Here is a 13,156-nt window from a genome sequence, read left to right on the forward strand (position 1 = left end):
TAGCCTTAAAGCATGACCTCCGAGCAGCCGTCGCCGCGCCCCTCCTCCGATCAGCCGGATCCGCGGGGCGACGGGCAGGCGCCGGCGGCCGGCGGGTCCGCCCCCGACGCCGCGACCGGCCGCCCGGACGCCCCGGTCCACGACGCAGACCATCAGGAAGTGCCCGCACCGGCCACACCGGACGTGCGCGAGGTGACCGTCCGCCGGGCGCCGAAGTTCGTGCCCTTCATGGCGGTCGGCGCGATCCTCGGCTTCCTCGCCGCCCTGGTCCTCGCCTATACCGGCCCGGACGATCCGACACTCACGCGCGAATCCGTCCTCGGGTTCTTCACGGTCGCCTTCGCCCTGCCCGGGATGCTCCTCGCCGCCCTGCTGGTCCTCGTCATCGACCGCCGCAGCGTCAGGCGCGCCGAGCGGGCGCGGGCGGAACGCACGGACGACGACGCCTGACGTCCGCCGCCGTCGCAGGCGCAGGTGCAGGCGCAGGTGCAGGCGCACGGCACCCTGCCTCCGGCCCGCTTACATCGGGGGCCGCGTTGACGACAGTAGGGCTCGATGGGGGGAACCATCGAATCGGAGAAGAGGAACGTGCCATGAAGGCATTCGCATGTGGAGACGTCGTACCGGGCTGCGAAGCCCGCTGGGTCTGCAGTACGGAGGACGAGATCCTCGCACGGGTGGGCGCGCATGCGTCGTCGGCACACGGTCTGACCGAGATCTCGCCCGAGCTGGTCGGCGCGGTGCGCGGCAGCATCGTCGCCGCCTGACCCGCGCCCGGTGGAGGCCCTGCACCAGGCCACGGACGCGCACGAGCTCGCCGCCGCATGCCTCGGTGAGGGGATCACCTCCGCCTATCAGCCCATCATCGACACCGCCCGCGGCACCGTGGTGGGCTACGAGGCCCTCGTCCGCTTCCCGGGGTACGGGGAGAAGAATCCCGAGGTGTGGTTCGCCCGGGCGCGACGCGAGGGGCGCGCGGCGGAACTCGAGGCCGCCGCGCTCCGCAGCGCCTTCGCGCACCGGGGGTCCCTCCCGGCAAACTGCTTCCTCACGGTGAACGTCTCCCCCGCCCTGCTCGCCTCGCCCCGGGTGCAGCAGGTGTGGGCCGAGCAGGGCGGGCTCGGGGGCGTCGTCGTGGAACTCACGGAGCAGACGCCCATCGAGTCCTACCTCGACCTGGAACCGCACCTGGACGCCCTGCGCGCCGCGGGCGCCATGATCGCGGTCGACGACGCCGGATCCGGCTACGCGGGCCTGCAGCACCTGCTCGCACTCCGGCCGTCCATCATCAAGATGGACCGGGAACTGGTGCGCGACATCGACGCGGACGAGGCCAAACGGGCCCTCATGGAGATGATCGGGCTCTTCGCCGGCCGGGTCGACGCCTGGATCCTCGCCGAGGGGATCGAGCGGGTCGAGGAGCTCGACACCCTCGCCGCCCTCGGGGTCCCCCTCGTGCAGGGGTACCTGCTGGGCCGGCCCGCGCCGCCCTGGCAGGGCCTCGACCTGGACCTGGCCCTCCGCCTGTCCGCCCGGTCGCGCGACGCCGCGGCGTCGACGGTCCGCGGCGTCGTCGAGCCGGCCCCCACCGCCGCCACCCCGGGCGCGGCGGCGGCCCTCTTCGCGGGGAACCCGCACCTCACCGACGTCGTGCTCCTCGACGGGCGGCGCCCGCGGGCGGTCCTCACCGCGGAGGTGGCACACCTGGGGGTCGTCACCCCCGGCCTGGTCGTGAACGTGGACACCCCGGTGGACGAGGCCCTCACACGCGCCGTCACCCGGGAGGCGGGTTCCCGCTTCGCCCCCCTGCTCGTGACGGACAACGCGGGGCGGTTCGTCGGGATCGCCCGGATGGAGCGGCTCATCGGGAAGCTGGCCACCAGGAAATAGGCGCCGAGGAAGCGGGGCGGCGGACCGTACCGTGAGAGAATGGCCGCATGCTGCGCGGCGACGGACACCTCTCCCATGACCTTCTTCCCGGCGAGAGAGGACCCCAGGACGCCTGCGGCGTCTTCGGCGTCTGGGCTCCCGGCGAGGAGGTGGCCAAGCTCGCCTACTACGGCCTCTACGCGCTGCAGCACCGGGGCCAGGAGTCCGCGGGCATCGCCACGAGCGACGGCCGGAGGATCAACGTCTACAAGGACATGGGCCTCGTGTCCCAGGTCTTCGACGAGGCCACGCTGAACACCCTGGCCGGGCACATCGCCGTCGGGCACTGCCGCTACTCCACCACCGGGTCCTCCCACTGGGCCAACGCCCAGCCCACCCTCGGCGCCACCGCGGCGGGCACCGTGGCCCTGGCCCACAACGGCAATCTCACCAACTCGGCCGAGCTGTACCAGATGGTCCTCGCCCGTCACGGCAAGCCGCGCGCCGGGGAGATGGCGCAGGGCAACACCACGGACACCGCCCTCGTCACCGCGCTCCTCGACGGCGACGACGACCGCTCGCTCGAGCAGACCGCCCTCGCGTTGCTGCCGAGCATCCGCGGCGCGTTCTGCTTCGTCTTCATGGACGAGGGGACGCTGTACGCGGCCCGCGACACCTCCGGTGTCCGGCCCCTCGTCCTCGGCCGGCTCGAGCGCGGCTGGGTGGTCGCCTCCGAGCAGGCGGCCCTCGCCACCGTCGGGGCGAGCTTCATCCGGGAGATCGAGCCCGGCGAGTTCATCGCGATCGACGAGGACGGCGTGCGCAGCAGCCGCTTCGGCTCCCCCACCCCTGCCGGTTGCGTCTTCGAGTACGTGTACCTGGCCCGGCCCGACGCCTCGATCGCCGGCCGGTCCGTGTACGAGGCCCGCGTGGAGATGGGCCGCCAGCTGGCCCGCGAGAACACCGCGGAGGCGGACATCGTGATCCCCGTCCCCGAGTCCGGGACGCCCGCGGCCGTCGGCTTCGCCGAGGAATCCGGCATCCCCTTCGCCCACGGGTTCGTGAAGAACGCCTACGTGGGGCGGACATTCATCCAGCCCAGCCAGACGCTCCGCCAGCTCGGCATCCGGCTCAAGCTCAACGCCCTGGAATCCGTCATCCGCGGCAAGCGCATCATCGTCGTGGACGACTCCATCGTCCGCGGCAACACCCAGCGCGCCGTCGTCAGGATGCTGCGCGAGGCCGGCGCCGCCGAGGTCCACGTCAAGATCTCCTCGCCGCCGGTGCGCTGGCCCTGCTTCTACGGCATCGACTTCGCCTCCCGCGCGGAGCTCATCGCGAACGGCGCGGCGGTCGAGGAGATCAGCAAGTCCGTCGGCGCCGACAGCCTCGCCTACATCTCCGAGGACGGCATGATCGACGCCACGCAGCAGCCCCGCGAGCGCCTCTGCACGGCCTGCTTCACCGGGACGTACCCCATCGAACTGCCCGACGACGACCGCCTGGGCAAGAACCTGCTCGAGCGCCTCGACCCGGCCGACCGCTCCGGCGCCGTGGGCTGCGACCCGGGGCCGGACGCCGACCTCGAAGCCGTACTGACCGACGACGACAAGAAAGAGCGGGTATGAGCTCCCCGAACCCCATCACGTATGCCAGCGCCGGAGTGGACGTCGAGGCGGGTGACCGCGCCGTCGAGCTCATGAAGGACGCCGTGCGGGCCACGCACGGCGAGCAGGTCCTCGGTGGGGTGGGTGGTTTCGCGGGGCTCTTCGACGTCTCCCGCCTCCTCACCTACACGCGGCCGCTGCTCGCGACGTCGACCGACGGCGTGGGCACGAAGGTCGCGATCGCCCAGGCGATGGACATCCACGACACCATCGGCTTCGACCTCGTGGGCATGGTCGTGGACGACATCGTGGTGGTCGGCGCGGAGCCGCTGTTCATGACGGACTACATCGCGTGCGGGAAGGTGGTCCCCGAGCGCATCGCGGACATCGTCCGCGGCATCGCGGCCGGCTGCTCGGTGGCCGGCACCGCCCTGGTGGGCGGGGAGACCGCGGAGCACCCGGGCCTGCTCGGCGAGCACGAGTACGACGTCGCGGGCGCGGCGACCGGCGTGGTCGAGGCGGACCGCGTCCTCGGCCCCGAGCGCGTCCGGGCGGGCGACGTCGTGATCGGCATGGCCTCCTCCGGCCTGCACTCCAACGGCTACTCCCTCGTCCGCCGCGTCATCAGTGCGGCCGGGTGGACGCTGGACCGGCAGGTCGACGACCTCGGGCGGACGCTCGGCGAGGAACTGCTCGAGCCCACGCGCGTCTACGCCGCCGACTGCCTCGCCCTCGCCCGGAACGACGCCGCGCAGGTGCACGGGTTCAGCCACGTCACCGGCGGCGGGCTCGCGGCGAATCTCGCCCGCGTGCTGCCCCGCGGCCTCGAAGCCACCGTGGACCGCTCCACCTGGGGACTCCCCCCGATCTTCGGCATCGTCTCGCAGCTCGGCGCCGTCCCGTTGCCGGACCTCGAGCGCACCCTCAACCTGGGCGTCGGCATGGTCGCGATCGTGGGGCCGGAGGGTGCCGACGCCGCCCTGGCGCAGCTGAACGCGGCCGGTGTCCCGTCCTGGGTCATGGGCAGCGTGCAGGCCGCGAGTGGCGGCAGCACCGACGGGCCGGACTACGTCCAGGGCGCCAAGGGCGTGGACGGCGGCTCCGTGCGGCTCCTCGGCGCGTACGCCTCCTGACCTCCGGGCTCCTTGCCCGATCCTGCCCGATCCATCGTCCCGACCCACCTGCCCGATCCGCCGCTTCTGCCCACCGACTCCCCCACGTCGCTGGGCATGTCTGACGATGCCCCATGAGTTGGGTGGGTCGGTGGGCAAATGTGGCCGGTCGATGCTGACACCGACGTGACGAAGCCCCCGCCCTCCGGAGAGGACAGGGGCTTCGCCGCCCTAGGGGTGTCCGCGGGGCTGCGTCAGGGCTTCCCGGGCTGCTTGCGGGTCACGACGACGTCGAACGAGCTGGTGCGGGTATTGCCCGCCTCGTCCGTGGCGGTGCAGGTGACCGTCGTCGTGCCGATGACGAAGCGCGAGCCCGACGCCGGGTCGCAGATCAGCGGCACTTCGCCGTCGAGCGTGTCGATGGCCGACGGCAGGGTGTACTTCACCTTGGTGCCGCTGGCCCCGTTGGAGACGGCCCGGACATCCGACTGGCCGGCGATCCGCGGCGGGAGCACATCGGCCGGTCGGGCGGGGAGCCTGGCCGGATCGACGATGCCCCAGTAGGCGGGCGTGACCTGGAGGTCGTCGTCGAAGGGCAGCGGCTGTTCCCAGGGACGGGCCATCGGCCACGTCCGCAGCCAGGTGCGGGCGTTGCTGATGCCCCAGAACGTCACGGAGTCCACGGACTCGTTGTGCTCCCGGAGCATCGTGAACAGGTCCCGGTAGTAGTAGCCCACCTCGGCGGCCGCGTCGGCGTCGTCCTCGAACGCCGGGCTGTACGGATCCACGGGGGTGCCGCTGACATCGGCGCCCTGGTTCTCCGTGGACGCGTTGACATCGAGTTCCGTGATGGCCTGCAGGAGCTCCGGATCCAGCGCCTCGACGGCCTCGATGGAGTCCTCGAGCCATTCCACCGGGCGGGCGACGTCCACATGGGCCTGATGTCCCACGCCGTCGATCGGAGCGTTGCGTGCCTCGAGCGCGCCGATCAGCGAGAGGTAGTCGGCCCGCTTCTCCGGCATCTCCGTGTTGTAGTCGTTGATGAACAGGGCCGCCTCGGGGAAGTAGCGGTCGGCCAGGCGGAAGGCCTCGTCGACGAAGCCCTCACCCAGGACCTGGAACCAGCGGCTGTCGCGCATGTCGTGCGGGTTGGCCGTGTCACCGTCCGCGATGACCTCGTTGACCACGTCCCACGCCCAGATGGGGCTGTCGCCGTCCGGGTAGCGGGCGTCGATGTGGTCCGCGATGCCCTTGATGTGGGCTTCCATGCGGGCCTTCAGCAGTGCCTGGTCGGCCGGGCTGTCGGTGAGGTCGCGGGTGCCGTCCTTGAAGAACCATGCCGGGGTCTGCGAGTGCCAGGCGAGCACATGACCGTAGACCTGCACATTGTTGGAGTCCGCGAAGTCCAGGAGCTGGTCCAGCTGGGTGAAGGTGAACTGTCCCTCGACCGGCTGCACGCTCTCCGGCTTGCCCGCGTTCTCCGGGGTGAAGGCGTTGAAATGCTTCCGGACGAGGTCGGCGGCCGTTCCCACGGTCTCCCGCGCATCGATCGCCACGCCGACGTGCTCGATCCCGTCGGCGCCGAGGACGTCCTTCAGCCCGGGCACCTCCGTCTGGATGGACTCCTCGGCGAACGGTGCGAGGCTGAAGTCGTCCAGCAGGAAGTCCACTCCCACCGCACCTTCGATGTACACCTGCGCCTTGTCCGCGGCGGCTCCGAGCGTGTAGGTGCCCTTGAGCTGCGTCCAGCCGTCGGCCGTGACCGACGCGCCGGCACCGGCGACGCCGTCGTATGCGCTTCCGCCGCCGTTGTCCCGCTGCACGGACACCTTGAGCGATGCCGGTGCCTGGCCCGGTGCGAGCTTCGCCCACACGGACACCTCCACGGCGGTCCCGACCGGCAGGCCGGCCGTGACGTCGAGGGCCGCTCCGTGCCACGGCTGGGTCCGGTTCGTCACGAGCAGGCTGCCGGCGCCGGTACGGGCATCACTGCTCGTCGTGGCGGAGACGCCATCGCCGCGGGCCGTCCAGCCGTCGGTGCCGGTCTCGAATCCGCTCGTGATGCCGACCGTTGCGCCGTCGGCCGCTCCGCCGCGCGGGAGGGTGAAGGTCCAGCCGTCGGCGAGCTTCTCGGTCACGACCGTGGTGACGGCCCGGACGGTGTTCGACCGGTCGCCGCCGCCGTCGTGTGCGAGCACCACCGCACCCGGCGTGAAGGCCCTGCGGAGGTTCGCGGTCAGCGTCGCTTCGCTGAGGTCGTTGCCGTCCCAGTCGGAGATCACGTTGCCGAGGCCCAGGGGCTGCATGCCGAGGGCCGCCGCAACCTCCCCGGTGGCGCCCCAGCTGCCGTTCGGTGCCCGGAAGTAGGGCACCGGCAGGGACGGGTCTCCCGCCGCTTCGCGGATGATGCGCAGGTTCTCCTTGAGGTCGGCCTCGACCTGCGCCCGGGTCCACGAGCCCATGTCGGCGTAGGACGTGCCGTGGTTGCAGAGCGTGTGCCCCTCGGCGACTATGCGCCGCAGCAGGTCGGCGCCGCCGGGCGCCTCGATGTTCTGTCCGATGACGCAGAAGGTCGCGGTGACACCCTTCGCCTTCAGCAGGTCGAGGAGGGCAGCGGTCTCGCCCGGGTTCGGTCCGTCGTCGAACGTCAGGGCGACGGCGTTGCCGGTCGCACGTGCCGAGGCGAGGGGTGTCGTGGTGGGGTTCACCGCGCCCCCCGGGACGAAGGAGGGGTCGGGTGTGGGCTGCCAGGCGCCGCCGTCACCGGGCGCTGCGGTGCCGGTGATCACGACGTCGTCGATGAGGTAGTCGTAGGGTGCACCGAGGTCTCCTGTTCCGAGATAGGCCCGCAGCGTCGCCGGGTCGGCGCCGGCCGGGGCGGTGAAGGTCCCCGTCACAGTGGTCCAGGCGTCCGCGGTCACCGTGGTGTTGCCCACCCAGCTGTAGGCGGGTTCGACGACGAAGCGGGCCGATGTCGTCGTGCCTGCTGCCGCTGCCAGTTTCACCTGCGCGGAGAAGGTGTAGGCACCTCCCGCCTGCAGGAGGTTCGCCGGCGTCCTGATCCCGTCGTAGTCGGTGGTCCTGCCCTTGACCAGCAGGGCCCTGTCGCCGTCCGCGTCGACGACCGACAGCGTGGGCCCGCCGTTCTGCGTCAGCGGGCCGAAGCTGCCGTTCTCGAAGTCCTCGTTCAGCAGTACTGCCGGTTCGTCGGCGGAGGCCGCCGGCAGCGTCAGCACGCCGGCCCCCGTGATCAGGCCGAACGCCGTGGCGCCCGCAATCAGACGTCGTCGTCTCATGGTTCTCCTTGGTGTGGTGGCCCATACGCTTCGGGGCGGGCCAGTGCCTGCTGGGTTGGTGGGAGGAGCGGGGTGCCGGGCGGTGACGCCTAGCGGTTGCCGCGTCCCGGGGATGCCTGCTCGAGCGTGTCCTGCAGCGCGTAGTAGGCGGGCTTGCGGGTGAAGTCGTTCCACATGACCGTTGCCTCTCCCTCACCGGCGAAGAACACCGGGACCCAGGAGTACTTGTCGGTGAAACCCCAGATGGTGAACGAATTGCACTCGTCCACCGCGACGCAGGCCTCGAGGGCGCGCTGGTAGTAGCCGGACTGCTTCTCGAGCTGCGCCGCGGTGGGTGCGGTCCCTGCGGCGACGTCCATGCGCACGTCGATCTCGGTGATCGCCGTCTCCAGCCCGAGGTCGTCGAAGCGCTGCAGGTTGGCCTGCAGGTCGCCCGGGAATCCGTAGCGTGTGCTGAGGTGGCCCTGGATGGCGAAGCCGTCGATCGGAACGCCCTGCGCCTGCAGACGCGGGATGAGTTCGAGGTAGGCGTTGCTCTTCGCGTTGATGCCCTCTACGCCGTAGTCGTTGAAGAACAGCTTGGCCTTGGGGTCCGCCTCGTGCGCCCAACGGAACGCGTCGGCGATGATCTCCGGGCCCAGCTCGCGGATCCAGATGTTGTCCGTGGTGCGCAGCGTGCCGTCACCGTTGAAGATCTCGTTCGCGACATCCCACTGCTGGATCTTGCCGGCGTACCGGCCGACGACGGTCTGGATGTGGTCCTTGAGGATGGCACGGAGCTCGTCCTTCGTGAAGTCGCCCTCCTCGAGCCAGGCCGGGTTCTGGCTGTGCCAGAACAGGGTGTGGCCGCGGACCACCTGCTTGTTCTCCTGGGCGAACTCCACGATCGCGTCCATCTCGGCGAACCGGTAGGTGCCCTGCTCGGGGTGGATGAACTCCCACTTCGACTGGTTCTCGGGTGAGACCGAACTGAATTCGGCAGCGAGGTGCTTCCGGTACTCCTGGTCGAAGGTGAAGGGATCCGGGTAGGGCTGGGTCTCATGGTGGCCGCCACCGGCGACGGCCGTGCCGATCTTGAGGTCCTGCGGGGCCACCCAGCGGAGGGTGTCCTTCTTCTCGATGCCGTGCGGGCGGGGCGGCTGGTGCTGCGCCGCGAGGGCGGGCGCTGCCGCGGGAAGGATCATGGCCGAGGCCAGGACTGCTGCGGCGATGGATGAACGAACCTGCATGAGCTCTCCTTTGAGGTACCTGAGGTACGGTGGCCGACCCGGTGATCGGCATATTTCCGGAAGTTTCCGGAAACACCGCTGCTGTAGGTTAGGAACATCGCGTCCGGCAGGTCAAGGGTGCGGGAGATTTCGACCCGGGGAACGCCCTGCTGCGGCCTCCGGGCTTCCCGAGGAGGACACCATGCAGGACAATGCCCAGCCCGCGGTGACGATCTCCGCCATTGCCTCCGCGGCCGGTGTCTCGATCCCCACGGTGTCCCGCGTCCTCAATGGACGGTCCGACGTCGCACCTGCGACCCGCGAGCGCGTCGAGGTCCTGCTGCGGGAGTACGGCTACCGGCGGCGCGGAGCGGGGCGCCCGACGTCGTCAGGACTGGTGGACCTCGTGTTCAACGATCTCGACAGCCCCTGGGCGGTCGAGATCATCCGGGGCGTCGAGGAGTTGCTGAACACCGAGGGACTGTCCATGGTGGTCTCCGCGATCCACCGCCGCGGCGGCAGCGGGTCGACCCGCAAGTGGCTCGACACCCTGGGAGCACGCCCGAGCGACGGCGCCATCCTGGTAACCACCGACCTGGACTCCTTCCTGCATGCGGAACTGCAGCGCCTCAACCTGCCCCTCGTCGTCGTCGACCCCGCCGGAGTACCCGACCTCGAGGTACCGACCGTCGGAGCGACCAACTGGACGGGCGCCGTCACCGCGACCGAGCACCTCCTCCAGCACAACCACCGCCGGATCGGATACGTGGCGGGCCGCCCGGGGCTGTGGTGCAGCAGGGCGCGCCTCGACGGCTACCGGGCCGGGCTCGACGCCGCCGGCATCGCCTTCGATGCGGCGCTCGTCGTCGGCGGGGACTTCGACTACGCGTCAGGGTTCGCGGCCGGCATCGAACTGCTCACCCTGCCCGACCGACCGACGGCGATCTTCGCGGCGAGCGACCAGATGGCCCTCGGGGTGTACGAGGCAGCGCGCCAGCAAGGGCTGCGGATCCCCGATGATCTCAGCGTCGTCGGATTCGACGATCTTCCCGAGGCAGGCTGGGCCTCCCCTCCCCTGACGACGGTCCGCCAGCCCCTGTCCGAGATGGGAAGCCTTGCCGCCCGCACCCTGGTCCGACTCATCCGGGGCGAGGCGGTGGAGAGCCCGCGGATCGAGCTCTCCACCAGGCTCGTCCAGCGGGCCAGCGTCCGCGCACTGCACCCGTAGGAGATTCGCGGCAAGTGCGGCAACCCGCTTGACTCTGGGCTCAGAGCGAATATGTTTGTAACGGCAACATATTAACCCCGCACACCCTGGAGCACTCAATGACGATCGAGCCCACCCGCGATGACAAATTCTCCTTCGGCCTCTGGACGGTGGGCTGGGAAGCCCAGGACCAGTTCGGTTCCGCAACCCGCGCACCCCTCGACGTCGTCGAGGCGGTCAACCGCCTGAGCGACCTCGGCGCGTACGGCATCACCTTCCACGACAACGACCTCTTCCCCTTCGGCTGCTCCGCGGCCGACCGTCAGCGGGAGATCGACCGCCTGACCGGCGTGCTGAAGTCGACAGGCCTGATCGTGCCGATGGTGACCACGAACCTGTTCAGCCACCCGGTCTTCAAGGACGGCGGCTTCACGAGCAACGACCGCGGCGTGCGGCGCTTCGCCCTGCGCAAGGTCCTGGACAACATCGACCTCGCCGCCGAACTCGGCGCCAAGACCTTCGTCATGTGGGGCGGTCGCGAAGGCAGCGAATACGACTCCGCCAAGGACATCCGCGGAGCCCTGGAGCGCTACCGCGAGGCCGTCAACCTGCTCGGCGACTACGTGACGGACAAGGGCTACGACATCCGCTTCGCGATCGAGCCCAAGCCGAACGAACCGCGCGGCGACATCCTGCTGCCCACGCTCGGCCACGCCATGGCGTTCATCGAGACACTCGAGCGCCCCGAGCTCGTCGGCATCAACCCGGAGACCGGCCACGAGCAGATGGCCGGCCTGAACTTCACCCACGGCATCGCTCAGGCCCTCTACCAGGGCAAGCTGTTCCACATCGACCTGAACGGCCAGCGCAGCATCAAGTTCGACCAGGACCTCGTCTTCGGCCACGGCGACCTCCAGAACGCCTTCTCGCTGGTGGACCTGCTCGAATTCGGCGGACCCGCCGGCGGCCCCTCGTACGACGGCCCCCGGCACTTCGACTACAAGCCGAGCCGCACCGAGGACATGGACGGCGTGTGGGACTCGGCGGCTGCGAACATGCAGACCTACCTGCTGCTCAAGGAGCGCGCCGCCGCGTTCCGTGCCGACCCCGAGGTCCAGGCGGCCCTCACGGCATCACGGGTGTCGGAGATCAACGAGCCCACGCTCGACGAGGGCGAGGGCTACGAGGCCCTCCGCGCGGACCGTGCCTCCTATGAGGACTTCGACGCCGACGCCTACTTCAACGGCAAGGGCTTCGGGTTCGTGAAGCTGCAGCAGCTCTTCATCGAGCACCTGCTCGGGGCCCGCTGACCCATGGCCCTCGTTGCCGGCGTCGACTCCTCGACGCAGAGCTGCAAGGTCGTCGTGCTCGACGCCGTGACCGGGTCCGAGGTCCGCTCCGGCCGCGCCCTCCATCCGGAGGGCACGGAGGTGGACCCCGAGGCATGGTGGCAGGCGCTGCGCGCCGCACTGGAGGCTGCGGACGGCCTCGGGGCCGACGTCGACGCCGTCGCCATCGCGGGCCAGCAGCACGGGATGGTGCTGATCGGCCAGGACGGGAGGGTCCTCCGGGACGCCCTGCTGTGGAACGACACGCGCTCCGCGGACGCGGCCCGGGACCTGATCGGCGAGCTCGGACTCGGGGAGATCGTCGTCCGCACCGGGTCCGCGCCCGTGGCCTCCTTCACCGGCAGCAAGGTGCGCTGGGTGCGCGACGCCGAACCCGACGTCGTCCCGGTCATCGCTGCCGTGGCGCTCCCCCACGACTGGCTGACCTGGCGGCTGCGCGGATTCGGTCCGGCGGGCGAGTCGCCGCTCGGCCCGGTGCTCGACGAGCTGGTGACCGACCGCTCGGACGCGAGCGGCACCGGGTACTGGAGTCCGGCGGCGGAGGGCTACGACCTCCCGCTGTTCGAGCACATGCTCGGGCGTCCGGCCCGCGAGGCGCGCGGGACCCAGGAGAAGCGTGGGGCCGGGGACCTGCAGGGGACCGATCCGGACGCCGTGGTCCTCCCCCGGGTGCTCCGCGCGGATCAGGCCGCCGGGACGGTCCATGCCTCCTTCACCGCCTCGGGCGACCGGGAGATCGTCGTCGGCGCGGGCGCGGGTGACAACGCGGGGGCGGCGCTCGGGCTCGGGGCGGAGGAGGGCGACGTCGTCGTGTCCCTCGGGACGAGCGGCACGGTCTTCGCCGTCGCCGCCGACGCCGTCGCGGACCCGGGCGGGACCGTCGCAGGGTTCGCCGATGCCAGTGGGCTGTTCCTGCCGCTCGTGGCGACCCTCAACGCGGCGCGCGTCCTGTCCTCGGTGGCGGGGCTCCTGGACGTGGACCACGACGGCCTCGCCGAGCTGGCCCTGAGCGCCGGGCCCGGCTCGGACGGCGTGGTCCTCGTGCCGTACTTCGAGGGAGAGCGCACGCCCAACCTCCCGACGGCGAAGGCCAGCGTCCACAACCTCAGCATCGCGTCCGCCACGCGGCCGAATCTGGCCCGGGCGGCGATCGAGGGCATGCTGTGCGGGCTGGCCGATGCGCTGGACGCCGTCCGTGCCACGGGCGTGCGGCCGCGTCACCTGCTGCTGATCGGCGGTGCGGCGCAGAACGCCGCCGTGCAGGAGGTGACGGCGCAGGTGTTCGACCTGCCCGTGCGGATCCCTGCACCCGGCGAATACGTGGCGCGGGGCGCTGCGGTGCAGGCCGCGTGGGTCCTGGCCGGCTCACGGCCCTCCTGGACGCCCGACGCCGTCGAGGACCGCGCCGCCGACCACCGGCCGGTCATCCGTGAGCAGTACCGGGCAGCGGTGGGGTCCCTCCGGTTCTGAGGTGGCCGGGCATAGCGAGAGGCACCACCCGTCCGGGT

At 71.0% G+C, this 13,156-nt stretch carries 10 protein-coding genes; 8 read left to right on the forward strand and 2 right to left on the reverse strand.

What is annotated here, in order from left to right; all coding sequences use genetic code 11:
• Positions 1-12: 12 nt before the first annotated feature.
• From C4K88_RS10650 to purM, 5 genes are all read left to right on the forward strand, one after another.
• Entirely contained in the window at positions 13-450 is a 438-nt protein-coding gene (locus C4K88_RS10650; RefSeq protein ID WP_241521836.1) for a hypothetical protein, read from the forward strand.
• A gap of 143 nt (positions 451-593) precedes the next feature.
• Positions 594-767, forward strand: a complete 174-nt coding sequence (locus C4K88_RS10655) for a DUF1059 domain-containing protein (RefSeq protein WP_104121593.1) — start codon at positions 594-596, stop codon at positions 765-767.
• Positions 768-777: 10 nt separating this feature from the next.
• Complete coding sequence (locus C4K88_RS10660) at positions 778-1,890, forward strand: EAL domain-containing protein (protein ID WP_104121594.1); 1,113 nt, start codon at positions 778-780, stop codon at positions 1,888-1,890.
• Between the two features lie 47 nt (positions 1,891-1,937).
• Entirely contained in the window at positions 1,938-3,497 is a 1,560-nt protein-coding gene (gene purF / locus C4K88_RS10665; protein ID WP_104121595.1) for an amidophosphoribosyltransferase, read from the forward strand.
• On the forward strand, positions 3,494-4,609 hold the full coding sequence (gene purM / locus C4K88_RS10670) for a phosphoribosylformylglycinamidine cyclo-ligase (protein WP_104121596.1): 1,116 nt from the start codon (positions 3,494-3,496) through the stop codon (positions 4,607-4,609). Before purF ends, purM begins: the two co-directional genes overlap by 4 nt.
• 233 nt (positions 4,610-4,842) lie before the next feature.
• On the opposite strand, the gene C4K88_RS10675 is transcribed toward purM, so the two are convergent.
• Together C4K88_RS10675 and C4K88_RS10680 are read right to left on the reverse strand one after the other, a co-directional pair.
• Complete coding sequence (locus C4K88_RS10675; protein WP_104121597.1) at positions 4,843-7,884, reverse strand: endo-1,4-beta-xylanase; 3,042 nt, start codon at positions 7,882-7,884, stop codon at positions 4,843-4,845.
• A gap of 89 nt (positions 7,885-7,973) precedes the next feature.
• On the reverse strand, positions 7,974-9,113 hold the full coding sequence (locus C4K88_RS10680) for an endo-1,4-beta-xylanase (protein WP_104121598.1): 1,140 nt from the start codon (positions 9,111-9,113) through the stop codon (positions 7,974-7,976).
• 181 nt (positions 9,114-9,294) lie between these two features.
• Here C4K88_RS10680 and C4K88_RS10685 point away from each other — a divergent pair, with 181 nt between their 5' ends.
• The 3 genes from C4K88_RS10685 to C4K88_RS10695 all read left to right on the forward strand — a co-directional run bounded on the left by C4K88_RS10685 (position 9,295) and on the right by C4K88_RS10695 (position 13,118).
• Entirely contained in the window at positions 9,295-10,320 is a 1,026-nt protein-coding gene (locus tag C4K88_RS10685; protein ID WP_104121599.1) for a LacI family DNA-binding transcriptional regulator, read from the forward strand.
• Positions 10,321-10,418: 98 nt separating this feature from the next.
• The gene (gene xylA / locus C4K88_RS10690) at positions 10,419-11,609 is read left to right on the forward strand and encodes a xylose isomerase (RefSeq protein ID WP_104121600.1); all 1,191 of its coding nucleotides are present in this window, start codon (positions 10,419-10,421) and stop codon (positions 11,607-11,609) included.
• Positions 11,610-11,612: 3 nt separating this feature from the next.
• The gene (locus C4K88_RS10695; RefSeq protein WP_104121601.1) at positions 11,613-13,118 is read left to right on the forward strand and encodes an FGGY family carbohydrate kinase; all 1,506 of its coding nucleotides are present in this window, start codon (positions 11,613-11,615) and stop codon (positions 13,116-13,118) included.
• The last annotated feature ends 38 nt before the right edge of the window (positions 13,119-13,156 follow it).

It is taken from the genome of Arthrobacter pityocampae, assembly GCF_002927275.1.
In the GTDB taxonomy this organism is placed as follows: Bacteria; Actinomycetota; Actinomycetes; order Actinomycetales; family Micrococcaceae; genus Arthrobacter_D; species Arthrobacter_D pityocampae.